Source organism: Streptacidiphilus sp. ASG 303 (assembly GCF_020991365.1).
Classification (GTDB): domain Bacteria; phylum Actinomycetota; class Actinomycetes; order Streptomycetales; family Streptomycetaceae; genus Peterkaempfera.
In genome coordinates this window covers 92049-117679 of sequence record NZ_JAJLRA010000004.1, presented here as the reverse complement: position 1 = coordinate 117679, position 25631 = coordinate 92049, and the positions used below count along the sequence as shown (strand labels likewise).

General features: G+C 74.3%; 22 protein-coding genes and 2 tRNA genes. 3 read left to right on the top strand and 21 right to left on the bottom strand.

Annotated elements, in window-relative coordinates; all coding sequences use genetic code 11:
* Positions 1 to 92: 92 nt before the first annotated feature.
* The gene (pknB, locus tag LO771_RS07340; RefSeq protein ID WP_230649160.1) at positions 93 to 2156 is read left to right on the top strand and encodes a Stk1 family PASTA domain-containing Ser/Thr kinase; all 2064 of its coding nucleotides are present in this window, start codon (positions 93 to 95) and stop codon (positions 2154 to 2156) included.
* Positions 2157 to 2238: 82 nt separating this feature from the next.
* Here pknB and LO771_RS07335 read toward each other — a convergent pair whose 3' ends face one another.
* From LO771_RS07335 to LO771_RS07305, 7 genes are all read right to left on the bottom strand, one after another.
* Complete coding sequence (locus tag LO771_RS07335; RefSeq protein ID WP_230649159.1) at positions 2239 to 2895, bottom strand: hypothetical protein; 657 nt, start codon at positions 2893 to 2895, stop codon at positions 2239 to 2241.
* A 61-nt stretch (positions 2896 to 2956) separates the two neighbouring features.
* Positions 2957 to 4195, bottom strand: a complete 1239-nt coding sequence (locus LO771_RS07330; RefSeq protein ID WP_230649158.1) for a helix-turn-helix domain-containing protein — start codon at positions 4193 to 4195, stop codon at positions 2957 to 2959.
* Positions 4196 to 4393: 198 nt separating this feature from the next.
* Positions 4394 to 5170, bottom strand: a complete 777-nt coding sequence (locus LO771_RS07325; protein ID WP_374228091.1) for a class E sortase — start codon at positions 5168 to 5170, stop codon at positions 4394 to 4396.
* 22 nt (positions 5171 to 5192) lie between these two features.
* Entirely contained in the window at positions 5193 to 6404 is a 1212-nt protein-coding gene (locus tag LO771_RS07320; protein WP_230649157.1) for a class E sortase, read from the bottom strand.
* A gap of 5 nt (positions 6405 to 6409) precedes the next feature.
* Positions 6410 to 7057, bottom strand: coding sequence for an aminodeoxychorismate/anthranilate synthase component II (locus tag LO771_RS07315; protein ID WP_230649156.1), 648 nt, complete (start codon positions 7055 to 7057; stop codon positions 6410 to 6412).
* Positions 7054 to 7356, bottom strand: coding sequence for a hypothetical protein (locus LO771_RS07310; RefSeq protein ID WP_230649551.1), 303 nt, complete (start codon positions 7354 to 7356; stop codon positions 7054 to 7056). The genes LO771_RS07315 and LO771_RS07310 overlap by 4 nt, the downstream gene beginning before the upstream one ends.
* A gap of 153 nt (positions 7357 to 7509) precedes the next feature.
* Positions 7510 to 8268, bottom strand: coding sequence for a DUF881 domain-containing protein (locus LO771_RS07305; protein WP_230649474.1), 759 nt, complete (start codon positions 8266 to 8268; stop codon positions 7510 to 7512).
* Between the two features lie 160 nt (positions 8269 to 8428).
* Here LO771_RS07305 and crgA point away from each other — a divergent pair, with 160 nt between their 5' ends.
* Complete coding sequence (gene crgA / locus LO771_RS07300) at positions 8429 to 8683, top strand: cell division protein CrgA (RefSeq protein WP_230649155.1); 255 nt, start codon at positions 8429 to 8431, stop codon at positions 8681 to 8683.
* A gap of 286 nt (positions 8684 to 8969) precedes the next feature.
* On the opposite strand, the gene LO771_RS07295 is transcribed toward crgA, so the two are convergent.
* Together LO771_RS07295 and LO771_RS07290 are read right to left on the bottom strand one after the other, a co-directional pair.
* Complete coding sequence (locus LO771_RS07295; protein WP_230649154.1) at positions 8970 to 9959, bottom strand: rhomboid family intramembrane serine protease; 990 nt, start codon at positions 9957 to 9959, stop codon at positions 8970 to 8972.
* Positions 9960 to 10103: 144 nt separating this feature from the next.
* A complete protein-coding gene (locus LO771_RS07290) occupies positions 10104 to 10628 on the bottom strand; it encodes a peptidylprolyl isomerase (protein WP_230649153.1) in 525 nt (174 codons plus the stop codon).
* A 256-nt stretch (positions 10629 to 10884) separates the two neighbouring features.
* Here LO771_RS07290 and LO771_RS07285 point away from each other — a divergent pair, with 256 nt between their 5' ends.
* A complete protein-coding gene (locus LO771_RS07285) occupies positions 10885 to 11736 on the top strand; it encodes a DUF5324 family protein (protein WP_230649152.1) in 852 nt (283 codons plus the stop codon).
* 488 nt (positions 11737 to 12224) lie between these two features.
* Here LO771_RS07285 and LO771_RS07280 read toward each other — a convergent pair whose 3' ends face one another.
* From LO771_RS07280 to gnd, 12 genes are all read right to left on the bottom strand, one after another.
* Positions 12225 to 13742: an SDR family oxidoreductase gene (locus LO771_RS07280; protein WP_230649151.1), complete on the bottom strand. Its 1518-nt coding sequence runs from the start codon at positions 13740 to 13742 to the stop codon at positions 12225 to 12227.
* Between the two features lie 198 nt (positions 13743 to 13940).
* Complete coding sequence (locus LO771_RS31265) at positions 13941 to 15293, bottom strand: metallophosphoesterase (RefSeq protein WP_230649150.1); 1353 nt, start codon at positions 15291 to 15293, stop codon at positions 13941 to 13943.
* 65 nt (positions 15294 to 15358) lie between these two features.
* Positions 15359 to 15431: transfer RNA gene (locus LO771_RS07270), tRNA-Ala, on the bottom strand.
* 238 nt (positions 15432 to 15669) lie between these two features.
* Positions 15670 to 15807, bottom strand: a complete 138-nt coding sequence (locus LO771_RS07265; protein WP_175607691.1) for a DLW-39 family protein — start codon at positions 15805 to 15807, stop codon at positions 15670 to 15672.
* 196 nt (positions 15808 to 16003) lie between these two features.
* A complete protein-coding gene (locus LO771_RS07260) occupies positions 16004 to 16219 on the bottom strand; it encodes a hypothetical protein (RefSeq protein ID WP_230649149.1) in 216 nt (71 codons plus the stop codon).
* A gap of 95 nt (positions 16220 to 16314) precedes the next feature.
* Positions 16315 to 16388, bottom strand: a tRNA-Ile gene (locus tag LO771_RS07255).
* 194 nt (positions 16389 to 16582) lie between these two features.
* Entirely contained in the window at positions 16583 to 17371 is a 789-nt protein-coding gene (locus LO771_RS31260; protein WP_230649148.1) for a DUF3566 domain-containing protein, read from the bottom strand.
* Positions 17372 to 17535: 164 nt separating this feature from the next.
* Positions 17536 to 20160, bottom strand: coding sequence for a DNA gyrase subunit A (gene gyrA, locus LO771_RS07245; RefSeq protein ID WP_304944780.1), 2625 nt, complete (start codon positions 20158 to 20160; stop codon positions 17536 to 17538).
* A 108-nt stretch (positions 20161 to 20268) separates the two neighbouring features.
* Positions 20269 to 22308: a DNA topoisomerase (ATP-hydrolyzing) subunit B gene (gyrB, locus tag LO771_RS07240; RefSeq protein ID WP_230649470.1), complete on the bottom strand. Its 2040-nt coding sequence runs from the start codon at positions 22306 to 22308 to the stop codon at positions 20269 to 20271.
* A gap of 242 nt (positions 22309 to 22550) precedes the next feature.
* Complete coding sequence (locus tag LO771_RS07235) at positions 22551 to 23036, bottom strand: DUF721 domain-containing protein (RefSeq protein WP_230649468.1); 486 nt, start codon at positions 23034 to 23036, stop codon at positions 22551 to 22553.
* A 264-nt stretch (positions 23037 to 23300) separates the two neighbouring features.
* The gene (gene recF / locus LO771_RS07230; protein WP_230649147.1) at positions 23301 to 24434 is read right to left on the bottom strand and encodes a DNA replication/repair protein RecF; all 1134 of its coding nucleotides are present in this window, start codon (positions 24432 to 24434) and stop codon (positions 23301 to 23303) included.
* Positions 24435 to 24497: 63 nt separating this feature from the next.
* Complete coding sequence (gene gnd / locus LO771_RS07225) at positions 24498 to 25430, bottom strand: phosphogluconate dehydrogenase (NAD(+)-dependent, decarboxylating) (RefSeq protein WP_230649146.1); 933 nt, start codon at positions 25428 to 25430, stop codon at positions 24498 to 24500.
* Positions 25431 to 25631: the final 201 nt, after the last annotated feature.

The following is a 25631-nucleotide window of genomic DNA, read 5'->3' as shown; positions in this document are numbered from 1 at the left end:
GGGCCGGTTCCGTGCCCTACGGGCGCGGGGAGCCGGGCCGCGGGGCCCAACGTCACATCCTCATGCACCGGTGAGGGAGAGGGCTGGGAGCTATGGAAGAGCCGCGTCGCCTCGGCGGCCGGTACGAGCTGGGCGCCGTGCTGGGTCGCGGCGGCATGGCCGAGGTCTACCTCGGCCACGACATCCGGCTCGGCCGCACCGTCGCCGTGAAGACGCTGCGGGCCGACATGGCCCGTGACCCGTCGTTCCAGGCCCGGTTCCGCCGCGAGGCCCAGTCGGCAGCGTCCCTGAACCACCCGTCGATCGTCGCCGTGTACGACACCGGCGAGGACTACCTCGACGGGATCTCCATCCCGTACATCGTCATGGAGTACGTCGACGGCTCGACCCTGCGCGAGCTGCTGCACTCCGGGCGCCGGCTGCTGCCGGAGCGCGCCCTGGAGATGACCATCGGCATCCTCCAGGCGCTGGAGTACTCGCACCGCAACGGGATCGTCCACCGCGACATCAAGCCGGCGAACGTCATGCTGACGCGCAACGGCACCGTCAAGGTCATGGACTTCGGCATCGCCCGCGCCATGGGCGACCAGGGCATGACCATGACCCAGACCGCGGCGGTCATCGGCACGGCCCAGTACCTCTCGCCCGAGCAGGCCAAGGGCGAGCAGGTCGACGCACGCTCCGACCTGTACTCCACGGGCTGCCTGATCTACGAGCTGCTGGCGCTGCGGCCGCCCTTCGTGGGCGACTCGCCGGTCGCCGTGGCGTACCAGCACGTGCGGGAGGAGCCGCAGCCCCCCTCGGCCTTCGACCCGGAGGTGCGGCCCGAGGTCGACGCCATCGTGCTGAAGGCCCTCGCCAAGGACCGCGACTACCGCTACCAGAGCGCCGACGAGATGCGCGACGACATCGAGCGCTTCCTCGACGGCCTGCCCGTCGCGGCGGCCCAGCAGGTCGCCGCGTTCGGCATGGGCGGGTACGACGGCGGCTACGGCGGCGACCAGTACGGCGGCCAGGCCACCGCGGCCCTCCCCCAGCAGAACGGCAGCATGGCCGGCACCACGGTGCTCCCGCCGGTCGGCGGCCCGGGCGGCCCCGGGGACGACGGCGGCTACGGCGGCCGGGCCGGTGCCCGCCGCGGGCAGCAGCAGAAGAACAACACCTCGTGGATCGTGCTCGCCATCGCGGCGGTGCTCGTCCTGGTGGGCTCGTTCTTCATCGCCCAGGCGCTCTTCGGCGACAGCGGCGGGAAGAAGGCGGACCCCAAGGTGCCCAGCCTGATCGGCCAGTCGGTCGCCGAGGCCGAGAACACGCTGCGGAACGACGGCAACGGGTTCACGATCACCCAGGGCGAGAAGGTGCCCTGCGCCGAGGACATCGCCCCCAAGGGCAAGATCTGCACGCAGGACCAGGCGGTCGGCACCGCGCTCGCCAAGAACGGCAGCATCACCGTCCACGTCTCCACCGGGCCCGAGCAGGGCGAGGTCCCGGACCTCGGCGGCCTCACCCAGGAGCAGGCGCAGCAGAAGCTCCAGGACGAGGGCTTCCAGATCGGCAACGTGGACCAGCAGGAGACCGACAAGCAGAGCGAGCAGGGCACCGTCCTCAAGCAGCAGCCGGGCCCGGGCAGGAAGGCTCAGAAGAACTCCAAGGTCGACATCGTCGTCGGCAAGGCGCCGGAGCAGGTGACCATCCCCTCGGTCATCGGCCAGCCCTTCGACCAGGCCGCAGCGGCGCTGCAGGGGATGGGCGTCCAGGTCAAGCGCAACGACGTCGAGTCGGCGGACAAGCCCGCGGGCACGGTGCTGAACCAGAACCCCGGCGCCGGCTCGGTCCCCAAGAACTCCGTGGTCACCCTGGACGTGGCGAAGGCCCCGGCCACGGTGGCGATGCCCCCGGTCACCAACGGCACCCTGGGCCAGGCGATCCAGGCCCTGGAGGCGGCCGGGCTGACGAACTACCACGTCGACGGTCCCGGTGATCGCAACGGCATCGTGACGAACCAGAGCGTCCCCGTCGGCACCCAGATCCCCAAGAACCAGGAGATCGTGCTGACGGTCCAGCCGAGCAACCAGGGCGGCAACAACGGCGGTGGCGGCGGCAACCCCGGCGGCATCGGCGGGATCCTCGGGGGCAACACCGGCGGCGGCGGCTGATCCGGACCTGCGCGCGTCTGACGCGGGGGCTGTGGACGACTCGTCCACAGCCCCCGCGGCGTTCCCTCGGGTCCGCCGCCGCTCAGCGGTGGCGGCGGCAGCGGGCGCACCGGTCCGGCGTGGACCTACGGGACCAGAGCGTGCACAGGGTGTCCAGGCGGCTGCGGACCTCCCGCAGGGCGCTGTCCATGCGGGCGATGCGGCAGCTCATCGCACCGATGATCCGGGCGTGGGACCGCAGGTGCCGTTCCACGACCTGCTCGGCGGCCTGCTCGGCGGCCCGGCGGGCGGCCTCCGCGACGTACGCGTCCAGCGCCGACGAGGGCCGGGCGGGCTCGGCGAGGTCCAGCAGGTGGGTCCGCACCTGACGGGCGACCTCGCTGTCCCGCAGCAGCATCGCGACGTTGAGCACGGCCCGGCGGGGGAAGAGGGCGAGACCGCGTCCCGGCACGGAGCTAAGGTCCGTCGTGGACCCTAGGTATCGGCGCAGCTCAACGCCTTGCAGCATCTGGTAGCCGTTGCTGCGCAGCTCCTCGCGGTGACGCTTCACGATGCTCTTCACCGCCTCCTCGCCCACCTCGAAGTAGTCGGCGACGAGGCGGGTCGTGAGGTGGACGCCGTCGGGCAGGAGACGGAGGGCCTTGACCCGGTCGAGGGCTTGGGTCCATCCGGTGAGGCTGTCGCGCATGGTGCGCGACTCCAGGATCACGGCTTGCCGGTTGACGGGTCGCGGGTGCATCGGTCCCCCTCGAGGTGGTCCGGGTCGGTGGTCGGGCCGGGGTTCGGCCGGTGTCCGGCGGTCAGCGGTAGGCCAGGACGAAGCGGGTGCGGCGGAGCCGGTTGCCGCCGGCGGGGGCGAGCAGGCTGCGGACGCGGGCGGCGCCCTCGGCGGCGATCTGGGCGGCGGGCCGGTCCGGGCCGGGCGCAACGGCGGGCGCGGCGTGCGGGGGTGCGGCGCAGGGGCGGCAGAGGCCGGGGCGGGGGACGGGAACGCCGCACTCGGCGCACTCGTGGCGGACGGGCGGTGGCGGGGCGTCCACCGGCGGCGGGGGCAGTTTGCGCTCCAGCCGGGACCTCACCAGGGCGGCGGCGGAGTGGACCACGGCGGGCAGGCCGGGCAGCAGTGCCAGGCGCAGGTCGCCGAGGGTGGCGCCGCGCTCCAGCCACAGGGCGGCCAGCGGTGCCAGCCGCAGGACCTCCGCGACGCCGAGGCGCAGGCGGGGTTCGTCCTCGACGGCCCGGAGCAGCATCCGGGCGGCCCTGGCGGCGGGCGGGACCTCCTCCGGGCCGGTGCCGGTCGCGAGGGCGACGCCGGGGACGTCGGGAGCGTCCGCGTCGGTGGCGCCCGCATCGGTGGCGGCCTCCGGAGCGGCGACCGGGCTGATGGCCGTACCGGCGGACTCCGGAGGGGCCGCCGCGCCCGCCGGTGGCACCACGGCCGGCGCGGTCGTGGCCGGCGGCGCGGCCGGCGGTCGGGGAGGGAGGGTCTTCTTCCCATCTCCGGTGTGGTCCCCCTTGGGGGAAGTGCCGACCGCCCGGCCCGCCGCCGACCCGACTGCCGGGATCCGGCGGGTCGGGGACGCCGGGCGGGCCGCACGCGCCGCCCTCCCGGCGGGACCGCCGCCCACCCGGCCGGCTCCGGGCGACCCGGGGCCGGGCGCACCGCTGCCGCCGCCGGAGCCGTCCCCACCGCCGTCCCCGGTGCCGTCGGCGGCGGCCCAGGCGGCGGCGATGGCGCCGGGTTCGTGCAGGGGCACGCTGGAGACGAGGGTGTCGGTGGCCCAGGTGCCGGTGCGAGGGTCCTGGCGGCGGCGGACGTGGAGGAAGCCCTCGTCGATGAGCTGGCGGCGCGCGGTGGCGACGGCGCTGCGGCCCTCGGGGATGCGGGAGGCGAGGGTCTGGAAGGTCTCGCGGGTGCCCGGGGGCAGCGAGAGGGCCATCAGGAGCAGCTTGGTGGCCGTCCCGTTGAGGCGCGGGTGCCGGACGATGTCGTGGGGGGCCTGAAGATAGCGGGCAGGCCGGATAAAGTGGAGGTGCATCGGAGGTGTTTCTCCTGGTGCCGGGCCCCGGGGTGTTGGCGCACCGCCGGGGTCATCCCTGTCTTCGACTGTGGGGTACTTCTCGAACTCCCCAACGGTCGTTCCGGGCTCCGGGTCACGTCTCCGGCGCAGCGCACGGTCGCCCGCGGGGGGCGTGTGTCCGCGCCCGCGCGCCGATCGCGAGAGGCTGACGGCCGCTCAGCGCAGCTCGGCGGGCGGGGTGCGCCGGGCGTCGACGGGCACGGTGCGCACCAGGCTCCCCCAGACGGCCATGCGGTAGCGCGAGGTGTAGACCGGCGTGCAGGTGGTGAGCGTGATGTACCGGCCGGGCCGGGTGAAGCCGGACTCCTTCGGCACGGGTGCGATCACGCCGGTGTCCTCCTTGGAGGTCTGCGGCAGGACCGCGTCGACGCGGTAGACGTACCAGGTGTCGGAGGTCTCCACGACCACCGGGTCGCCCTTGTGCAGCCGGTCGAGGTTGTGGAACTTGGCGCCGTGGCCGTCGCGGTGGGCGGCGAGCGCGAAGTTGCCGGTCCGCTCCCACGGCATCGCCGCGGCGTAGGGCCTGCGGTACACGCCGGCCACGCCCTGGTTCAGGATCTCGGTCCCGGTGCCCATCCGGATCAGCACGGTGGAGTCCGCGCCCAGCGCGGGGACGTGCAGGAAGCCCACCGGGTCGCCGACGGCGAAGGAGCGCGGGTGGCGGGGGGCGGTGTCGCCGGTGGCGGGCCGGTGGGTCCACTGGTCGCGCAGGCGGTGCGCCAGGGAGTCGGCCTGACGGTCCGCCAGGACGTTGGTCCACCACAGCGAGTACGCCACGAAGAGGCCGAGCAGCACGCCGAAGGTGATGAGGAGTTCGCCGAGGACCGACACCGCCGACGCGACCCGGCCGCCGCGGCCGGGTCCGCCCCGGTCCCCCTGCCGCCCGCCCCGCCGCCCGCGCTCCTGCGCGTACCCCTGCCGCCGTCCCGCCACTGCCCCTCCGCGCGTCCGGGAGCTACGAGCCCACCAGGGCGTCAGGCTTGCCCTTGCTTCTCGGCCGCTCCTCGACCATCTTGCCCCAGACGATCAGGCGGTAGGTGGACGTGAACTCGGGTGTGCAGGTCGTCAGCGTGATGTACCTCCCCGGACGGGTGAATCCGGAGCCGACCGGAACCGGCTGGATGACGCTGACGTTGGAGGGCGGGGTCTGCGGCAGGGCGCTGGTGATCGCGTAGACGTAGTAGGTGCGGGCGGTCTCGACCACGACCTTGTCGCCGACGGCCAGGCGGTTGATGTAGCGGAACGGTTCGCCGTGGGTGTTGCGGTGGGCGGCGAGCGCGAAGTTGCCGGCCTTCGCCCACGGCATCGCGGACTTCAGCGCCCCCGTGTAGTGCCCGACCATGCCCTTGTCGAGGACCGCGTGCTTGTCGGTGCCCTCGGCGATGGGGGCCTTCACGTCGAGCTTGGGGATCCAGAGGATGGCGAAGCCCTGACCCGGGGCGAAGGCGCCCGGGTCGCGCGGGTCGTCGGGGTCCCGGGAGCCGCCGGGCGGGCCGGCCGCCCACTGCTTCTCCAGGCTGTCGGCGGCGCCGTTCGCGGCCTCGTGGGCGCGGACGTTGGTCCACCACAGCTGGTACGAGACGAAGAGCAGCAGCAGGACGCCGAGGGTGACGCAGAGCTCGCCGACGGCGCGGACGACCTTGACGCCCAGCGGTTCGCGGCCCCGGGCGGCGCCCGGTCGGCGCCCGGCCCCGCCCGCGGCGGGTCCGCCCGTGGGCGGGGCTGCGGCCCGGCCGCCCCGGCCGCGGGACTGCGCCCGGGCCGCCCGGCGGCGCTCGGCGCGGCCGCCCGTGGGCGGGGCGGCGGACGGACCGGGGGACGGCGGGACCGGGGGCAGCCGCAGCTGCAGGGTGTCGTCGGGCCCGCCCTCCGGCAGAGGACCGGTCCGCGGCGCACCGGGCTGCGACGCGTCGGCCCGGGGTGCGTCGGCCCGGGGTGCGTCGGCACGGGGCGCGTCGGCACGGGGCGCGTCGGCCCGGTGGGGGCCGGTCGGCGCGGCGGCGGGCAGCCGCAGCTGCACGGTGTCGTCGGGTCGGGCCGGTGCGCCCCCGGGAGGCTCGGGGAGGGTGCGCAGGCGGACGGTGTCGTCCGCGCGCGTCCCCTCCCGGGGCGGCGCCTCCCCGGGCCCCTGGTGGGCCTCCCGGCGCTCCGGCCGGACCGCGGTCATGTCGGTCAGCCCCGGCCGATCACCGGCGCCAGCCCGGCGGAGCGGGCGACCGCCTCCGCGTCGCCGCACTGCGCCAGCCAGTTGGCGAGCATGCGGTGCCCGTGCTCGGTGAGCACCGACTCCGGGTGGAACTGGACGCCCTCCACCGGGGCGTCGCGGTGGCGCAGGCCCATGATGACGCCGCTCTCCGTCCAGGAGGTGGGCTCCAGCACGTCGGGCACGGTGTCCTGCTCGACGGCGAGCGAGTGGTAGCGGGTGGCGGTGAACGGCGAGGGCAGCCCGGCGAAGACCCCGGCGCCCTCGTGCAGCACCTGCGAGGTCTTGCCGTGCAGCAGCTCGGGCGCGCGGCCGACGACGGCGCCGTAGGCGACCGCGATGGACTGCAGGCCGAGGCAGACGCCGAAGACGGGCAGGCCGGCGGCGGCGCAGTGGTGCACCATGTCGATGCAGACGCCGGCCTCCTCGGGCGTGCCGGGCCCCGGGGAGAGCAGCACGCCGTCGAAGCCCCGGTCGCCGTCGCGGGGGACTGCGTGGTCGACCGTCACCTCGTCGTTGCGGACCACCTCGCAGGTGGCGCCGAGCTGGTAGAGGTACTGGACCAGGTTGAAGACGAAGCTGTCGTAGTTGTCGACGACGAGGATCCGCGCGGTCATGCCTGTGCTGCTCCGGGGGTCGGGACGCGGTGGGGGACGGTTCCGGTGACGGCCGAGGGGGCGGCCGCGCCGTTGAGGTCCGTCCCGCCGCCGCGCGGGGCGGGGCTGGGGCTGCCACCGGGTTGTACGGCGGAGGAGCCGCCGTCGTTCACGGTGACGTCGCCGAAGGGGAGCAGCGGTTCCGCCCAGGGGAAGACGTACTGGAAGAGGAGGTAGACGACGCCGAGCAGCATGAGTGCCGCGAGAAGCGCCCTGACCGGGACGTTGCCCGGCAGCCGCCGCCAGATCCAGCCGTACATGGCGCTCCTTCCCGCTCCCTGGGGGCAAGCCTACGGGCAGGAGCGGCGGCCCGGGGGCGGAGTGGGCCCACGGGGCCGGGTGTCCGGGACCGGCCCGGCGGGGAGCCCGCGGGGGCGCCTGCGGGGCCCGGACCGGGGCCGGACCGGGGCCGGCTACGGGACGGCGCGGGCGTACCTGAGGTCGACGGTGCCGTTGTAGCCGGGGAGGGTCATGGACCGGTTCTGGTCGACCTTCCAGCCGAGGCCGTAGGCGTTGACGTACTGGAGGTAGTTGCTGATGTACGGGTCGGCGTCGACGGCAGCCCGCAGGGCGGTGGTGTCGCCGACGGCGCGCACCACGTAGGGCGGGGAGTAGACGCGGCCCTGCAGGATGAGCGTGTTGCCCACGCAGCGGACCGCGCTGGTGGCGATCAGCCGCTGGTCCATGACCTGCACGCCCTTGGCGCCGCCGCGCCAGAGGGCGTTGACGACGGCCTGGATGTCCTGCTGGTGGATGACGAGGTCGTTGGGGCCGGGCTCGGGGACGCCGGGGATGCGGGCGGTGGCGCCCGGCGGGGCGTCGTTGAGGGTGACGGCGAGGCCGGGGCCCTTCAGCGGGTCGAGGCCCGCGGCTCGCTCCAGGGCGGCGAGGCGACGGACGTCGGCCGGGTCCTGGCCCTGCTGCTCGGCGAGGCCGTCGACCTGCTGCTGGAGGGCGGCGACCTGGTGCTGGGTCTGCTGGTTCTGGCCGCTCTTCTCCCTTATGACGTCGGTGAGACGCAGCAGGGAGTCGTCGGTGCGCAGGTTGGTGCCGCGGGCGGTGAGGGCGCTGACGCAGAAGAGGAGTCCGGCGAGGGCGAAGACGGCGCAGGTGAGGACACGTCCGACAATCCGGGCGGCGGGGCCGCGGCGGGTGGACGGGAGCGGGGGAATCCCGGATTCTGGCACCGTACCCTTGTCTCCTTCCGACCCTGCGAGCCACTACGCTAACGGACGCCGGTGGCGTGCGGGACTGCATGGGACCGCGTTCCGCAGCTCCGGCTGCCGTCAGCATCCCGCGCGGTCGTGCAGCGCATCGACAGGAGAGTCCCTCGTGCCGAAGTCTCGTCTCCGCAAGAAGTCCGACTACACCCCGCCGCCCACAGGTGCCGCGACGGTCAAGCTGGATTCCGGCCGGGGCTGGGTCGCGCCGCTGATGCTGGCGCTCTTCCTGGTGGGCCTGGCCTGGATCGTCGTCTACTACGTGACGAGTGCGAAGTGGCCCGTGGAGGCCTGGCACAATTGGAACATCCTGGTGGGCTTCGGTTTCATCGCGGCGGGATTCGGCGTCTCCACCCAGTGGAAGTGAGACGCCCCCTCTCCCCCGTGAACCGGTGAACGGCGGCCGCAGTTCCTGCGGCCGCCGTTCCGTGTCCGTTCCGCGTGCGCCGCGCGCCCTTTCGGCCGCGTCCCGTCGCGTTCCGGGGATTGCGGCCCGGGCTTGTCCACACCGTTATCCACATGGGGAAAAGGTCTGACTTTCTGTGGATAACTTGACAGTCCATACTTCCCCCGTCCGGTCGATTGACCATGAACACGCAGGTGGACGCGGGTAGAGCCGGTTCTGTGGATAACGAGGGTGAATCTGTGCACCCTCACCCGTTGATGAGCGCCGTCCCCAGCACGACCAGTCCCAGCGCCACCAGGACCATCGCGGCCACCGAGACGGCCTGCGCCGTGGTGCGGCCCGAGGCGGGCCCGCGCATCATCCCCGCCCCCATCACGGCGCCGGCGACCAGGCCGCCCACATGGGCGCGCCAGTCGATGCCGGACATGGAGAACGTCAGCACCAGGTTGACCGCCACCAGGGCCACGATCGGGCCCAGGGAGTAGCCGCTCACCCGGTGCAGCACCACCGTGGCGCCGAGCAGTCCGAAGATCGCCCCGGACGCGCCCAGCGAACTCCCGTCGGCCCCCGCGACCGCGAAGGAGAGGGCGCTGCCGACCAGGCCGGACACCACGTAGAGCACGACGAACCGCAGCCGCCCGAGGGCCTGCTCCAGCTGGGGGCCGATCCACCATAGCGACAGCATGTTGAGCCCGATGTGCCACCAGTTCCAGTGCAGGAAGACGGCGGTCACCAGCCGGTACCACTGGTCCGGTCCGTAGGCCACGCCCACGCCCCGGACGGGGTCCCTGCCGACCAGGACCAGCTGCTCCAGCAGGGAGGGGCCGACCAGCTGCACCAGCAGGTAGACGGCCACGTTGATGCCGATCAGCACCTTGGTGACCAGCGCCGGGTCCCCGGCCAGGCGCCCGCCGTAGCGCGTCCGTGCCTCGCGCACCCCCTGGTTGCCCTCGCGCACGCAGTCCCGGCACTGGAAGCCCACCGAGGCCCCGACCATGCAGAGCGGGCAGACCGGCCGGCCGCAGCGCGTGCAGGTGACCCCGGTCTCGTGGTCCGGGTGCCGGTGGCAGCGGAGCAGTCCCGGCGTCTGGGGCGGCGCCGCAGGCTGCGGGGGCGCCGCGGGCCGGGGCGGCGCGGCGGAGTGCGGGGCCGGACCGGGCGGGTGCGGCGGGACTCCGGGGCGGGGCGGCCGGCCCTGCGGCCGGGCCTCGGGAGTGCGGCCTTCGTCGGGGAGCATCGCGGGCTTCCTCCTCAGTGGTACCGCCTCCATGGTGCCGCCTCCATGGTGCCGCCTCCATGGTGCCGGTCCGGAGGGCGGCCCGCCCGTGGGACACCGGGCCCCGGCGGGATCCCGCCGGGGCCCGGTGCGCGTAGCGCGTGCTCAGCGGCGGGTGATCTTCACGGACTCGATCACCACGTCCTCCAGCGGGCGGTCGCCCGGACGGGTCGGCACGGTGGCGATCGTGTCGACGACCTTCCGGCTCTCCTCGTCCGCGACCTCGCCGAAGATGGTGTGCTTGCGGGTCAGCCAGGTGGTCGGGGCCACCGTCACGAAGAACTGGGACCCGTTGGTGCCCGGACCGGCGTTCGCCATGGCGAGCAGGTAGGGGCGGTCGAAGGAGAGCTCCGGGTGGAACTCGTCGGCGAAGCGGTAGCCCGGGCCGCCCGTGCCGGTGCCCAGCGGGTCACCGCCCTGGATCATGAAGCCCGAGATGACCCGGTGGAACACCGTGCCGTCGTACAGGGGGGACTTGGACTCCTGCCCGGTGCGCGGGTCGGTCCACGTGCGGGTTCCCTCGGCCAGCTCGACGAAGTTCGCCACCGTCTTGGGGGCGTGGTTCGGGAAGAGCTTGATCACGATGTCGCCGCGGTTGGTCTTCAGGGTGGCGAACAGTTCCTCGGCCACGATGTGCCTTCCTACGTACGTCACTGACAGAGGAATCCTCGCACGTCCGATGGCCCCGGGTGGCGCGCGCCCGGCCCCGGGCCCCCGGCGTCCCGCACCCGCCGCACCCGCCGCGCCCCGGACTCGGCGCATACGGACCATTCCGGCATGCCGAGGGCCCCCTCCGGGGGGATGCTCGCGGAGGGGCCCGCCGCAGGCATGATCCAGGGGGTTGGTGGACAGGCGCCGGGTGGAGAACACGGAGGAGGAGGATCTCGTGACCCGCTTGGACGCAGCGCGTGATGCTGCCGGAAGGACCCGGGACACCCTGGCGCCGTACGCGGCGACCGCCAAGGACACCGCTGCGCACTACGCGGAAGAGGCCCGCCAGCGGCTGGCCCCCCGGATCGAGGCGCTCGCGCCCAAGGTGGAGGCCGCGGCGGCACAGGCCGCGGCCCAGGCCCGCGACGCAGCGGTGTCCACGTACGTGCAGCACGTGGCGCCGCGCGTGGAGCAGGCCCGGGCCGGGGTGCCGCCGCAGCTGGAGGACGCCGCCGTGCGCGCGGGCCGGATGACCCGGGAGACCGCCGCCACCGCCCGGGACGCGGCCGTGGCCGCGGGCCGCCAGGCCCGGGCGACCGCCGTGCCCGCCGTCGCCGGAGTCGTCGGGGAGGCCAGGATCGCGGCCGCCCCGGTGGCCCGCGAGGCGCAGACCCGGGGCGCCGCGGCCCTCGCCGCACTGCGCGGCCAGGTGACGGCCGCCGAGATCGAGAAGCTGGCCCGGAAGCACGCCCGCCGCGAGCGGCGCGGGCGCGCCGTGCGGCGGCTGTTCCTCCTCGGCCTGCTGGCGGGCGGCGGCGTCGCGGCCTGGAAGTGGTGGCGGCGGCAGAACAGCCCCGAGTGGCTGGTCGAGCCCCCGCTGGAGGCGGAGGTGTCCGGCGACGGGGCCCTCGCCGCCGACCAGGTCCGGGCGGTCTCGCCGACCGGAAAGGCGGCCGCGGAGGCCGCCACGCGGGACAACATCGCCGAGGCGGCCGCCCGCGGCGACGCCCTCGACGGGGCCGCGCCGCTGGACCCGGAGGTGCAGGCCAAGGAGGACGAGAGCAGGGACGGGCACCCGGGGTCCTGACCGGACACGCCCCGGAGGGGCGGTGGTGCGAGCGGGGCGCGGGGCCCCCCCCAACCGCGGGGCCCCGCCCCCCGGGCCCGCCGGCCCCGGGGGCCCCCCCCGGCCCCCCGGGTGCCGGGCCCCCCCCCCCCGGGGGGGGGTGTTGGGCGGTGGGGGGCTGCCCCCCCCCCACCGGGCGGCCCCCCCCCCCCGCGGCACGTCCGGACCGGCGGGACCGCCCGGGCCGCCGTGTTCCCGGTCGGCGGCGGCACGGTCGGCGGCAGACCGATCGGCGGCGGCCCGGACAGGCGGTGCCCCGGACCACCGCCTGCGCGAACCGCCGCGTACCGCTGCCGTGCACCGCCGCCGTGCACCGCCGCTGCAGTGCCGGGCGACGGCACGGTGCCGGGCGTGCCGTACGCGCGTGGCGGCGGCCCTTCGGGCCGCCCCGGGGGGACCGCCGGGTCCCGCCCCCGCCGGCGGGTGCGGATCCCGTGCCGGCAGGTCCGTCAGCAGGCGGCAGCCCCGGCCTTCGCCGGTTCCTGCCCCGCGGCGGCCCGGGCCGCGATGTTGCGCGCCATCCCGCCGAAGACCACCGCGTGGAACGGCGCGACCGACCACCAGTAGGCGTGCCCCGCCAGCCCGTGGGGGTGGAACAGCGCCCGCTGCCGGTAGCGGGAGCCCTGCTCGCCGTCGGGCTCGGACGACAGTTCCAGCCACGCCAGCCCCGGCAGCCGCATCTCGGCCCGCAGCCGCAGCAGCCGGCCCTGCTGCACCTCCTCCACCCGCCAGAAGTCCAGCGAGTCGCCGACCCGCAGCCGCTGCGGGTCGCGGCGCCCCCGGCGCAGCCCCACCCCGCCGACCAGCCGGTCCATCCACCCCCGCACGGCCCAGGCCAGCGGGAAGGAGTACCAGCCGTTCTCGCCGCCGATGCCCTCGATGACCCGCCACAGGGCCTCGGGCGGCACGTCCACCCGCAGCTCCCGCTCGTCCCGGTAGAGGCTGCCGCCGGCCCAGTCCGGGTCGGTGGGCAGCGGGTCGCTGGGGGCGCCCGGCACCGACGCGGACGACCAGCGGGTGGCGACGTCGGCCTCCCGGATCCGCTTCAGCGCGAGCTCGACCGCCCGGTCGAAGCCGACCGGGCCGCCCGGCGGGTCCGGCACGTACCGGGTGATGTCGTGCTCGGTGCAGACCACCTCGTGGCGCAGGGACTCCACCAGCGGCCGGGCGATCGAGTTCGGCACGGGCGTGACCAGGCCGACCCAGTGGCTCGACAGCCGGGGGGTGAGCACCGGCACCGGCAGGATCACCCGGCTGCGCAGATGCGCGGCGGCCGCGTACCGCTGCATCATCTCCCGGTACGTCAGCACCTCCGGGCCGCCGATGTCGAAGGTGCGGTTCACCTCCGGCGGCAGCGTCGCGGCGCCCACCAGCAGGCGCAGCACGTCGCGCACCGCGATCGGCTGGATGCGGGTGTTCACCCAGCTCGGGGTGACCATGACGGGGAGCCGCTCGGTGAGGTACCGCAGCATCTCGAAGGAGGCGGAGCCCGAGCCCAGGATCACCGCGGCGCGCAGCACGGCGGTGGGCACGCCGGAGTCGAGCAGGATCCGGCCCACCTCGGCGCGGGAGCGCAGGTGCGGGGAGAGCTCCTCCTCGGGGACCCCGGACGGGGCGAGGCCGCCGAGGTAGACGATCCGCCGCACCCCGGCCTCGCGGGCCGCGTCGGCGAAGGCCCGGGCGGCTCGGCGGTCGGTCTCCTCGAAGGAGCTGCCGGTGCCCAGGGCGTGCACGAGGTAGTAGGCGACGTCCATGCCCTCCAGGGCGGAGCGCAGCGACTCCGGGTCGGTGACGTCGCCCCTGACGGCCTCAGCCCGGCCGGCCCAGGGCTGGTCGCGGAGCTTGGAGGGGGTGCGGGCCAGGCAGCGCACCCGGTGGCCGGCGGAGAGCAGTTCGGGCACCAGTCGGCCGCCGATGTAGCCGGTGGCGCCGGTGACCAGGCAGTTCAGCTGCGGGCTGTGGTCCATGGAGGGCTGCTACCCCGGCGGCGGCCCCGACGATCCCGGCCTCCCCCTTCCGTGCCGCACCGCGCCGTACCCCGCCCCGCCGCGTCGCACCACGCCGTACCCCGCCCCGTCGCGTCGCACCCCGCCGCGCCGCGCGCGGACCGGTGCCGGCGACGGCCGGTACCGGCAGCGGTCGGTGGCCGGCGCCCGGGGGGACGCTCAGGCCGGGTGGAGCTCGATCACGGTGATGTCCGGCGGCGCGCCGACCCGGACCGGCGGACCCCACGCGCCCGCCCCCCGCGAGACGTACAGCTGGGTGTCCGGGCGGCCGCCGCCGCCCGGCATGCGGGCGAGGCCCGCGACGACGGGCTGCTGGAGCCGCACCGCCAGGTCGAAGGGGGCGAGCTGCCCGCCGTGCGTGTGGCCGGAGAGCTGGAGGTCCACGCCGTGCCGCACGGCCTCGTGCACCTGCACCGGCTGGTGGGCCAGCAGGACCACCGCCCGGGAGGGGTCGCGGTCGCGCAGTGCGGCGTCGAAGTCCGGTCCGTCGTGGTGGGAGGCGCCGGTGACGTCGTTGACGCCCGCGAGGTCGAAGGCGGCAGCGCCGCGGGCGATCTCCAGGTGCTCGTTGCGGAGGGTCCGGACCCCGAAGCCGGCCAGTTCCTCGATCCAGGCGTCCGCACCGGAGAGGTAGTCGTGGTTGCCGGTGACGAAGAAGGCGCCGTGCCGGGGCGTCAGCCGCGCCAGGGGCTCGGCGGCCGGGCCCAGTTCGGCGGCGGAGCCGTCGGCCAGGTCGCCCACCACGGCCACCACGTCGGGCGAGGTGGCGTTGACCAGGCGGACGATCCGCTCGGTGTGGGAGCGGCCGAGGATCGGGCCGAGGTGGATGTCGCTCGCCATGGTGATGCGGAAGCCCGCCAGCCGCGGATCCAGGCGTTTCAGGCCGATGCGGACCACCTTCACGTCGGGTGCGCCCAGCCCCCGGTACAGCCCGTGGCCGACCGTGGCGGCGGCCGCCGCACCGGCGGCGAGCGCGGCGCCGCGGGCGATCAGCAGGCGGCGGCCCACCGGCGCGGGGGCCGGGGCCTCCCGGGTGCCCTGGCCGTCCCCGGCGGCCCGGGGGCCCGCGGCGTCCGCCGGCGGGGCACCCCCGGCCGCGCCAGCCGCCACGGCCGGCCCGGCCGACGGACCGCCCGCCACGGCCGGTACCGGCACCCGCTCCTCCTGCGGGTCGGCGGCCGCGGGCCGGGAGCGGCCCGCCGTCCTCATCAGGACCAGGCGGGGCAGCTCCAGGACGGCCAGGGCCAGCACCAGGTAGAAGAGCAGCGCCATCCACAGGAAGCCGGGCCAGGCCAGCCAGGCGGAGCGCAGCGGCCCGAGGAGGCGGGTGCCGGCGAGCGTGGCCGGGACCAGGAGTGTCAGCACCGCCGCCGCGACCGCGCCGGCGCGCCGCAGCGGGCGTGAGGCGGTCACGTCGCGCACCAGACGCCGCCACAGGTACACATGGGCGGCGCCGAGCACCGCCACCACGACCAGGAGGAGCAGGAGGAGCAGGACGACCGACCCGGCCACGGGGCCCCCTTCGGATACGGCCGAGCCCCGGTCTGCACGGTGCAGACCGGGGCTCGGTGGCGCTGTGGAGCCTAGGGGAGTCGAACCCCTGACATCCGCCATGCAAAGACGGCGCTCTACCAACTGAGCTAAGGCCCCTCGGCGGTCCCGCGGGATCCGCCGCGCACCAGGGTACCCGGTCCGCGGCCCAAACTTGAGCAGGTGTCCGGCCCGGTCTCCCGGAGCGGCGGACGGGCCGCACCGGGGGTGCCCCGGGCGGGCGTTGTTTCACGTGAAACAGCGGCCTCGGGGACGACGCGGACCCGCCCCGCGCAGAGACGGCGAGACCCCGGCCGCAGGGGCCGGGGTCGTCCGGTGTCTGTGGGGGTGCCGCTTCTCAGCGGGCGCCCGCGCCGGCCGGGACCGGGTCGGTGGCCTCGGTCCACAGGTCCTGCTCGGCGCGGTCCGCCTGGACCTGGCGGTACACGAAGTAACCGCCGACTGCGGCCAGGGCGATCAGGAGGAGCTTCTTCACCGCGCGACCTCGTCCTTCTTAGCGTGTGGGGCTCCGCCGGGCCGACCCGGCCGTCCATGGGTCCGGCCGGTCCTGCGGGGTCCGCGTGTGTGCGAGTGCGTAAACGGGCGGCCGTGGTGGCAACCGCCGTGCGGCCGATGATACACACCCGTCTCCTGGCGGCCCCCGACCGCCGACCCGCCGTCAGCAGCACGCGTCAGCCGCCGCCGTCACGCACGCGGGCCTTCCTCCGCCGACGGCGCGGGCGGACGGCGTCCCACCCCTCCAGGGCGGCGGTCACCGCCATGGCCAGGAGGACCGCGGCCGACGCGACCCTCACGAAACCGTGGCCCACCACCACGCGGTGGCCGAACCAGAGGACGCCCGACAGCAGCATGAACACCCTGCCGAGCCGGCGCAGCGCACTGAGCACCCGGACCCCCGCCCGTGTCGCGGCAGCGGCCGGGCGGTCGCGCCGGCCGCACATGCCGAAGGGCCCCGGGAAACCTCCCGAGGCCCTTCACGCGGTGGGGCTAACAGGACTTGAACCTGTGGCCTCTTCCTTATCAGGGAAGCGCTCTAACCGTCTGAGCTATAGCCCCGCGCTGCACTGAAAGATTAGCGGATCGAGGGCCGAACGCCCAAATCCGTATCCCCGCGTGCCGCACGACCCCACCATCGCAAAGTGCCGACCTTCCCCTCCGGCCCGCCACGGCCCCCGACGCGGCCCCCGACGCACCGCGGGCCCGGACCGGCGGGTGCCGGTCCGGGCCCGCGGCGGGGGCCGGGCAGGAGGTCACTCCTCCTCGGCGAGGGTGACCTCCACACCGCCGGTGAAGTCGGCGACGGTGTTGTAGATGAAGGCGCCCAGCGTGGCGAGGGCCGTCAGCAGGACCACGTCCACGACCGCGATGATCGTGCTGAACATGAAGGTCTTGCCGAAGCTCAGGAACGACTGCAGGTCGAAGCCCTGGCTGCTGTCGGAGCCGGTCACGTCCTTGAGGGTGCCGCCGACGGAGTCGAAGACGCCGATGCCGTCGAGCACCATCCAGAGCACGCAGGACGCGACGATGGTGACGACGCCCAGGGCGATGGAGAGCAGGAAGCTGACCTTCATCACCGACCAGGGGTCCACCTTGGTCACCCGCAGCCGGGCCTTGCGGGTGCGGGCCGAGGCCGGGCCCGCGGCCGCGGCGGACCGGCGGGGGGCGGCCGTCCCGCCGGTGCGGGTGCCCCGGGGCGGGGTGCGCTGCCCCTTGGTGTACGTGGTGGGCTGCGAGTAGCCCGTCGCGGCGTTCCCCGCCGCCGGGGCGGACGCCGCCGCGGCGCCGCCGGAGGGGGGCGTCTGCGGGGGCTGGGGAGGATAGCCGTAGCCGCCGGCGGCGCCCTGTCCCGGCGCGGGGGCAGGGCCGCCCGGCCGGGCGTCGGCCACCGGGGGCATCAGCGAGGTCGAGGCCGCCGGCTGCTCACCGGACGGACGGCGCGCTCCGCCGGGCGCCTGGTGTCCGCCCTGGCTCCCGGCCTGTGCGGACCCCTTGCGGCCCCCGGCGGCTCCGCCGCCCGCAGCGCCCGTGGCTCCACTCACCCTGGTCCTCCCGCAGTTCCCTCCAGGCCGGCTGTCTCCGCCCTGGTCGGTCCAGATGGTCCCACCGCCGGGCGGGGCGCCCGACGGCGGTCAGCCGACCGGCCGGACGGCGTCCGCGGCGGGTGCCGCGGTGCCGTCCGGCCGTGCCGGCTGGGAGTCGAGGTTCAGGACGGGTCGGTGGTGCCGTCCGCCGTCGTCTCGTCTCCGCTGCTGTCTCCCCCGTTGTCGACTGCCCCGTTTCCGGTCCCGTCAGCCTCCGGCGTGACGCCGTCGGCCGGAACGGTGCCGTCCGCGGTCTCGTCCTGGTCCTCCTCCTCGGCCTCCGCGTTGCGGGCGATGCCCACGACGGCGTCGCGCTTTCCGAGGTTGATCAGTTGGACGCCCATGGTGTCACGTCCGGTTTCACGGACGCCCGAGACCCGTGTGCGGATCACTCCGCCCGACAGCGTGATGGCGAGGATCTCGTCGGTCTCCTCGACCACCAGCGCGCCGACCAGCGTGCCGCGGTCCTCGACGGTCTTGGCCGCCTTGATGCCGAGACCGCCGCGGCCCTGGACGCGGTACTCGTCCACGCGGGTCCGCTTGGCGTAGCCGCCGTCCGTGGCCGTGAACACGAAGGTACCGGGGCGGACGACGTTCAGCGACAGGAGTTCGTCCCCGTCGCGGAAGGACATGCCCTTGACGCCCGAGGTGGCGCGGCTCATCGGCCGCAGCGCCTCGTCCGTCGCGGTGAACCGGATGGCCTGCGCCTTCCTGCTGACCAGCAGCAGGTCGTCGTCGGCCGACACCAGCTCGGCGCCGATCAGCTCGTCGTCGCGGCCGGCCTCGTCGGTGCGGAGGTTGATCGCGATCAGGCCGCCGGAGCGGGGCGAGTCGTAGTCCTTCAGCGGGGTCTTCTTGACCAGGCCCTCACGGGTGGCGAGGACGAGGTAGGGGGCCGCCTCGTAGGTGCGGACCGCCATCACCTGGGCGATGTGCTCGTCCGGCTGGAAGGCCAGCAGGTTCGCCACGTGCTGGCCGCGGGCGTCGCGGCCGGCGTCGGGGAGCTCGTAGCCCTTGGCCCGGTAGACCCGGCCCTTGTTGGTGAAGAAGAGGATCCAGTTGTGGGTCGTCGTCACGAAGAAGTGGTCGACGATGTCGTCCTGCTTGAGCTGGGCGCCGCGCACGCCCTTGCCGCCGCGCTTCTGCGAGCGGTACAGGTCGGTGCGGGTGCGCTTGACGTAGCCGCCGCGGGTGATGGTGACGACGATGTCCTCCTCGGCGATGAGGTCCTCGATGGACATGTCGCCGTCGAAGGGGATCAGCTGGCTGCGCCGGTCGTCGCCGTACTTCTCGACGATCGCGGCGAGCTCGGCGGAGACGATGCCGCGCTGCCGGACCGGGGAGGCCAGGATCTCGTTGTACTCGCCGATGCGGGCCATCAGCTCGTCGTACTCGGCCGTGATCCGCTGGTGCTCCAGCGCGGCGAGGCGGCGCAGCTGCATCTCCAGGATGGCGTTCGCCTGGATTTCGTCGATCTCCAGCAGCCGCATGAGGGCGCTGCGGGACTCCTCCACCGTGTTGGAGCGGCGGATGGTGGCGATGACCTCGTCGATCGCGTCCAGGGCCTTGAGCAGGCCGCGCAGGATGTGGGCGCGTTCCTCGGCCTTGCGGAGCCGGAAGCGGGTGCGCCGGACGATCACGTCGATCTGGTGGTTCACCCAGTGGCGGATGAAGCCGTCCAGCGACAGGGTCCGCGGCACGCCGTCGACCAGCGCCAGCATGTTGGCGCCGAAGTTGGTCTGCAGGTCGGTGTGCTTGTACAGGTTGTTGAGGACGACCTTGGCGACCGCGTCCCGCTTGAGGACGACGACCAGCCGCTGGCCGGTCCGCGAGGAGGACTCGTCGCGGACGTCGGCGATGCCGGCGACCCTGCCGTCCTTCACCAGGTCGGCGATCTTCAGCGCGAGGTTGTCGGGGTTCACCTGGTACGGCAGCTCGGTGATCACCAGGCACTGGCGGCCCTGGATCTCCTCGACCTCGACCACCGCGCGCATGGTGATCGAGCCGCGTCCGGTCCGGTAGGCGTCCTCGATGCCGCGGCGGCCCACGATCAGGGCGCCGGTGGGGAAGTCCGGGGCCTTGATCCGCTGGATCAGGGCCTCCAGCAGCTCCTCGTTGGAGGCCTCGGGGTTCTCCAGGTACCACTGGACGCCGGAGGCGACCTCGCGCAGGTTGTGCGGCGGGATGTTGGTGGCCATGCCCACCGCGATGCCGGTGGCGCCGTTGACCAGCAGGTTGGGGATGCGCGAGGGGAGGGCGGTCGGCTCCTGGGAGCGGCCGTCGTAGTTGGGCGTGAAATCGACGGTGTCCTCGTCGATGTCGCGCATCATCTCCATCGCCAGCGGCGCCATCCGGCACTCGGTGTACCGCATGGCAGCGGCCGGGTCGTTGCCCGGGGAGCCGAAGTTGCCGTTGCCGTCGACCAGCGGCATCCGCATCGACCACGGCTGGGCGAGGCGCACCAGGGTGTCGTAGATCGAGGAGTCGCCGTGGGGGTGGTAGTTGCCCATGACGTCGCCGACGACGCGGGCGCACTTGTAGTAGCCCTTCTCGGGCCGGTAGCCGCCGTCGTACATCGCGTAGAGCACGCGGCGGTGCACCGGCTTGAGGCCGTCGCGGACCTCGGGCAGCGCCCGGCTCACGATGACGCTCATCGCGTAGTCGAGGTAGGAGCGCTGCATCTCCGTCTCGAGCTCGACCGGCTCGATGCGCAGGGCGCCGCCGACGAACTGGTCGGGTGAGGGCATCGTCTCGGAGGTGTCCGGCTGCTCGCCGTCGGGGCGGTTGTCGTCGACCACTGCTGGTCAGTTTCCTTTCGCGCGCTGCTGTCCTGGGGGTCCGACCGGGGTGGGGGGTCAGACGTCCAGGAAGCGGACGTCCTTGGCGTTGCGCTGGATGAAGGAGCGGCGGGCCTCGACGTCCTCGCCCATCAGGACCGAGAACAGGTCGTCGGCGCGGGCGGCGTCCTCCAGGGTGACCTGCAGCAGCACCCGGTGCTCCGCGTCCATGGTGGTGACGCGCAGCTCCTCGGCGTTCATCTCGCCGAGGCCCTTGAAGCGCTGGATGGCGTCGTCCTTGGGCAGCCGGCGGCCGGCCTCGGCGCCCGCCCGGATGACGGCGTCCTTCTCGCGGTCCGAGTAGACGTAGTCGAAGTCGTCCTTGCCCCACTTGATCTTGTAGAGCGGGGGCTGCGCCAGGTAGACGTGGCCCGCCTCGACCAGCGGCCGCATGAAGCGGAAGAGCAGGGTGAGGAGCAGGGTCCGGATGTGCTGGCCGTCGACGTCGGCGTCGGCCATCAGCACGATCTTGTGGTACCGGAGCTTCTCGATGTCGAAGTCCTCGTGGATGCCGCAGCCGAAGGCCGAGATCAGCGCCTGGACCTCGGTGTTCTGCAGCACCTTGTCGATCCGGGCCTTCTCCACGTTGAGGATCTTGCCGCGGATCGGGAGGATCGCCTGGACCCGCGGGTCACGGCCCGACTTGGCCGAGCCGCCGGCGGAGTCGCCCTCGACGATGAAGATCTCGCACTCGGACGGGTCCTTGCTCTGGCAGTCCGAGAGCTTGCCCGGCAGCGAGGCGCTCTCCAGCAGGCCCTTGCGGCGGGTCAGGTCGCGCGCCTTGCGGGCCGCCACCCGGGCGGTGGCCGCCTGGATGGACTTGCGGATGATGTCCGAGGCCTCGGCCGGGTTGCGGTCCAGCCAGTCGTTGAGGTGCTCGTGCACGACCTTCTGCACGAAGGTCTTCGCCTCCGTGTTGCCCAGCTTGGTCTTGGTCTGGCCCTCGAACTGCGGCTCGCCCAGCTTCACCGAGATGATCGCGGTGAGGCCCTCGCGGATGTCCTCGCCGGTGAGGTTGTCGTCCTTCTCGCGGAGCAGCTTCTTGTCGCGCGCGTAGCGGTTGACCAGGCCGGTCAGCGCCGCGCGGAAGCCCTCCTCGTGGGTGCCGCCCTCGTGGGTGTGGATGGTGTTGGCGAAGGAGTAGACGCCCTCGGTGTAGGAGCTGTTCCACTGCATCGCGATCTCGACCGAGATCATCCGGTCCTTGTCCTCGGCCTCGAAGTCGATGACCGTGGGGTGGACCAGCTCGCCCTTGCGGGAGTTGAGGTACCGGACGAAGTCGGAGATGCCGCCCTCGTAGTGGTACCGGACCGAGAGCTGCCTCCCCTCCTCGTCGACGTGCTCGGGGCGCTCGTCGGTGAGGGAGATGGTCAGGCCCTTGTTGAGGAAGGCCATCTCCTGGAAGCGCCGCGACAGCGTCTCGAAGGAGTACTCGGTGGTCTCGAAGATGTCCGGGTCGGCCCAGAAGGTGACCGAGGTGCCGGTCTCCCCGGTCTCCTCGTTCTTCGCCAGCGGGGCGGTCGGGGCGCCCAGCTTGTAGTCCTGCGTCCAGCGGTGGCCGTCCCGGCGGACCTCGACGGCTACGCGGCTGGAGAGGGCGTTGACGACCGAGACGCCGACGCCGTGCAGGCCGCCGGAGACGGCGTAGCCGCCGCCGCCGAACTTGCCGCCGGCGTGCAGCACGGTGAGGACGACCTCGACGGCCGGCTTGCCCGTGGACTTCTCCACGTCGACCGGGATCCCGCGGCCGTTGTCGATGACGCGCACCGCGCCGTCGCGCATGATCGTCACGTCGATGGTGTCGGCGTAGCCGGCGAGGGCCTCGTCGACGGAGTTGTCGACGACCTCGTAGACGAGGTGGTGCAGGCCGCGCTCGCCGGTGGAGCCGATGTACATGCCGGGGCGCTTGCGGACGGCTTCGAGCCCTTCGAGGACCGTGATCGCGCTGGCGTCGTACGACGTTCCGTTGCCGGGGGTGGTGTCGGAGGTCTCAGGGGACTGATGGGGGTTGCCGGAATCGGCCACGAAGCGCCCTTTCTGGCACAGCGCGGGCCGCATCCCCACCCGGCGGGCAGGCGTTGACGCGGCCACGGCGTTCGTCTCAGAACCGCAAGCGGCGGTGTATTGCCTCCAGTCTACCGGTACCACCGACAGAGACGGGCTTTTGCCAGCCCCTGAGCGCGGATGTGCCGCTCTGAATCCCCTCCGCACATGTCCCGATACTCGGACGGGGGGCCAACTGCGCTCAAAAGGGCACTCAGCGGCTCCGGCGGGGCGGCCGTCCCGGCACCCGGGCCCCCTCAGCCCCAGGTGTCCCCCGGCCCCTTGCTCCCGGGTGCGCGCAGCCTGCCGTACCGGCGGGGCGGACCCGCCGGACCCTGCACCTTGATCCGCTTCACCGTGCCGTGCCCCAGCTCCCCGTTGAGCCGGGCGAGCAGCTGCGCCGCGAGCAGCCGCAGCTGGGTGGCCCACGCCGTGGAGTCGCAGCGGACCACCAGCTCGCGGGCGTCGTCGTCGAAGTGCTCGGGCGCGCAGTGGGCGGCGATCTCCGGCCCCACGATCTGCGGCCAGCGGCCCATCACGCCGCCGACCGCCGTCGGCGTCTCCCAGCCCCGCTCGGTGATCAGCTGCCGCATCGCCGCGCCCAGCGGCACCGGGTCGCGGCCGTCGGCGCGGGCGCCGCTGCGCAGTCCGCCGCGGCGGGACTCCTTCTTCTGCCGCACCTGCTCGCCGCGCTCGCGGGCCTGCTCCTTGGCGGCGCGCAGGGCGACCCGGGCCAGGTCCACACCCGAGAGGGCCGAAGCGGACGGGGCGGGACCGGCGGGGGCGGGACCGGAGGAGGAGGAGCCGGGCGGGGTGCCGCCGGCGGGCCGGGGCGGCACGGAGGGCCGCCCGGCGGGTGCGTCGCCTGCGTCGCGGGGGTGCGCGTCGGTCACGGGAACGGTCTCCTTCCCCGGCCTGCCGCCCGGTTCCCGGGTGCGGCCCCGGGGCCGGGCACAGGCGGTCGAGCGTTCCAGACTAGGCGCCCGGACCGGGCCGCGGCGGCTCCGTCACCCACCGGTGACGCGGCGCACGTCGCCGTCCGCCACCGCGAAGCGGGCCCCCGCCAGGGCGCGCGGCACGTCCTCCCCCACCGCCGCCGTCACCAGCACCTGCTCACCGGGGGCGACCAGCTCCGCCAGCCGGTCGCGGCGCCGGCTGTCGAGCTCGGCGAAGACGTCGTCCAGCACCAGCACGGGCTCCCCGCCGTCGGCGCGCAGCAGCTCGTACGAGGCCAGCCGCAGTGCGAGGGCGTACGACCAGGACTCGCCGTGGCTCGCGTAGCCCTTGGCGGGCAGCGGACCCAGCTTCAGCAGCAGGTCGTCCCGGTGCGGGCCGACCAGGGTGACCCCCCGCTCGACCTCCTGGCGGCGCGAGGCGGCCAGCGCGGCCCCCAGCGCCTCGTACGCCTCCTCGCGGGAGGCCGGGACCGGGCCCTCCACCGAGCTGCGGTACTCCAGCGCGGTGGGCCCGCCGCCCGGGGCGAGCTGCTCGTACGCCTTCTCCACCAGCGGCTGGAGCGCCGCCACGAGCTGGAGCCGGAACGCGGTCAGCTCGGCGCCCGCGCGGGCCAGGTGCCCGTCCCAGACGTCCAGGGTGGACAGGTCCGCGCGGCCGCCGCCCGCCCGGCGGGCCATGGCGGCGGTCCGCAGCAGGGCGTTGCGCTGCTTGAGCACCCGCTCGTAGTCCTGCCGGACGCCCGCCAGCCGGGGGGTGCGGGCGGTCAGCAGCTCGTCGAGGAAGCGGCGCCGCTCCCCCGGGTCGCCCTTGACCAGGGCGAGGTCCTCCGGGGCGAACAGCACGGTGCGGAGCAGCCCCAGCACGTCGCGCGGCCGGACGTTGGACGAGCGGTTGATCCGGGCCCGGTTGGCCCTCCCCGGGTTGATCTCCAGCTCGATCAGGGTCGACCGGCCGTCCTGGACGACGCTGCCCCGCACCACGGCCCGCTCGGCGCCGAGCCGGACCAGCGGGGCGTCCGCGGCCACCCGGTGGCTGCCCAGGGTCGCGAGGTAGCCCACGGCCTCGACCAGGTTGGTCTTGCCCTGGCCGTTGGGGCCCACGAAGGCCGTCACGCCCGGGTCGAGGGACACCTCGGCCCGGGCGTAGGAGCGGAAGTCGGCGAGCGACAGGTGCGCGACGTGCATGGTGTGCGGTGCGCGCGGGGGTCTGCGCCCGCGCTGGCTTCCTCTCCGGTGGGTGCGGACGGGTCAGGAGACGGCCGGCGGCTCGACGTCGGCGCCCGGGGCGTCCGCGCCCTTGTGGTCGCTGACGGCGGTGACGGCGTGGCCGCCGAACTGGTTGCGCAGCGCGGCGATCATCTTCATCTGCGGCGAGTCGTCCTGGCGGGACGAGAAGCGGGCGAAGAGGGAGGCGGTGATGGCGGGCAGCGGCACCGCGTGGTCGATGGCGGCCTCGACGGTCCAGCGGCCCTCGCCGGAGTCCTCGGCGTAGCCCCGCAGGCCCTCCAGGTGCTCGTCCTCGTCCATGGCGCGGACGGCCAGGTCGAGCAGCCAGGAGCGGATGACCGTGCCCTCCTTCCAGGAGCGGAAGATCTCGTGCACGTTGGTGGTGACCTCGGCGGCCTCCAGGAGCTCCCAGCCCTCGGCGTAGGCCTGCATCAGGGCGTACTCGATGCCGTTGTGGACCATCTTGGCGAAGTGGCCCGCGCCGACCTTGCCCGCGTGCACGAAGCCGTACTCGCCGGCCGGCTTGAGGGCGTCGAAGACCGGCTGGACGCGCGCGACGTGCTCGGCCTCGCCGCCGACCATGAGGGCGTAGCCGTTCTCCAGGCCCCAGACGCCGCCGGAGACGCCCGCGTCGACGAAGCCGATGCCCTTGGCGGCGAGCGCCTCGGCGTGGGCGATGTCGTCGGTCCACCGGGAGTTGCCGCCGTCGACGACGACGTCGCCGGGCGAGAGCATCTCGGCGAGCTGGTCGACGGTCTGCTGGGTCGGCTCGCCCGCCGGGACCATCACCCAGACGACGCGGGGGCCCTGGAGCTTGTCCACCAGCTCCTGGAGGCTGTGGACGTCGGCGAGGTCGGGGTTGCGGTCGTACCCGACGACGGTGTGGCCCGCGCGGCGGATGCGCTCGCGCATGTTCCCGCCCATCTTGCCGAGACCGATGAGACCGAGCTCCATGACAAGTCCTTACGTGTGTCGACGTGCCTGACGACGGCCCCGTTGCCGCACCTCAGAGCCTACGCCGGGGGAGGTCCGGCTCCCCCGCGGGCAGGGGCCGTCGGGGGAACGCCTGCCCTGCGGGGCGGCATTCCAGGCCGACGGCCCGGTCGTCCCCAGGCTGTGGACCCGCGGGCCGCCGAGGCGCGGCCCGCGGGTGTG

Coding starts and splice junctions, on each gene's coding strand:
- pknB (WP_230649160.1), top strand. CDS start 93: ATGGAAGAGCCGCGTCGCCTCGGCGGCCGGTACGAGCTGGGCGCCGTG.
- LO771_RS07335 (WP_230649159.1), bottom strand. CDS start 2,895: ATGCACCCGCGACCCGTCAACCGGCAAGCCGTGATCCTGGAGTCGCGC.
- LO771_RS07330 (WP_230649158.1), bottom strand. CDS start 4,195: ATGCACCTCCACTTTATCCGGCCTGCCCGCTATCTTCAGGCCCCCCAC.
- LO771_RS07320 (WP_230649157.1), bottom strand. CDS start 6,404: ATGACCGCGGTCCGGCCGGAGCGCCGGGAGGCCCACCAGGGGCCCGGG.
- LO771_RS07315 (WP_230649156.1), bottom strand. CDS start 7,057: ATGACCGCGCGGATCCTCGTCGTCGACAACTACGACAGCTTCGTCTTC.
- LO771_RS07310 (WP_230649551.1), bottom strand. CDS start 7,356: ATGTACGGCTGGATCTGGCGGCGGCTGCCGGGCAACGTCCCGGTCAGG.
- LO771_RS07295 (WP_230649154.1), bottom strand. CDS start 9,959: ATGCTCCCCGACGAAGGCCGCACTCCCGAGGCCCGGCCGCAGGGCCGG.
- LO771_RS07280 (WP_230649151.1), bottom strand. CDS start 13,742: ATGGACCACAGCCCGCAGCTGAACTGCCTGGTCACCGGCGCCACCGGC.
- gyrA (WP_304944780.1), bottom strand. CDS start 20,160: ATGCCCTCACCCGACCAGTTCGTCGGCGGCGCCCTGCGCATCGAGCCG.
- gyrB (WP_230649470.1), bottom strand. CDS start 22,308: ATGCGGCCCGCGCTGTGCCAGAAAGGGCGCTTCGTGGCCGATTCCGGC.
- recF (WP_230649147.1), bottom strand. CDS start 24,434: ATGCACGTCGCGCACCTGTCGCTCGCCGACTTCCGCTCCTACGCCCGG.
- gnd (WP_230649146.1), bottom strand. CDS start 25,430: ATGGAGCTCGGTCTCATCGGTCTCGGCAAGATGGGCGGGAACATGCGC.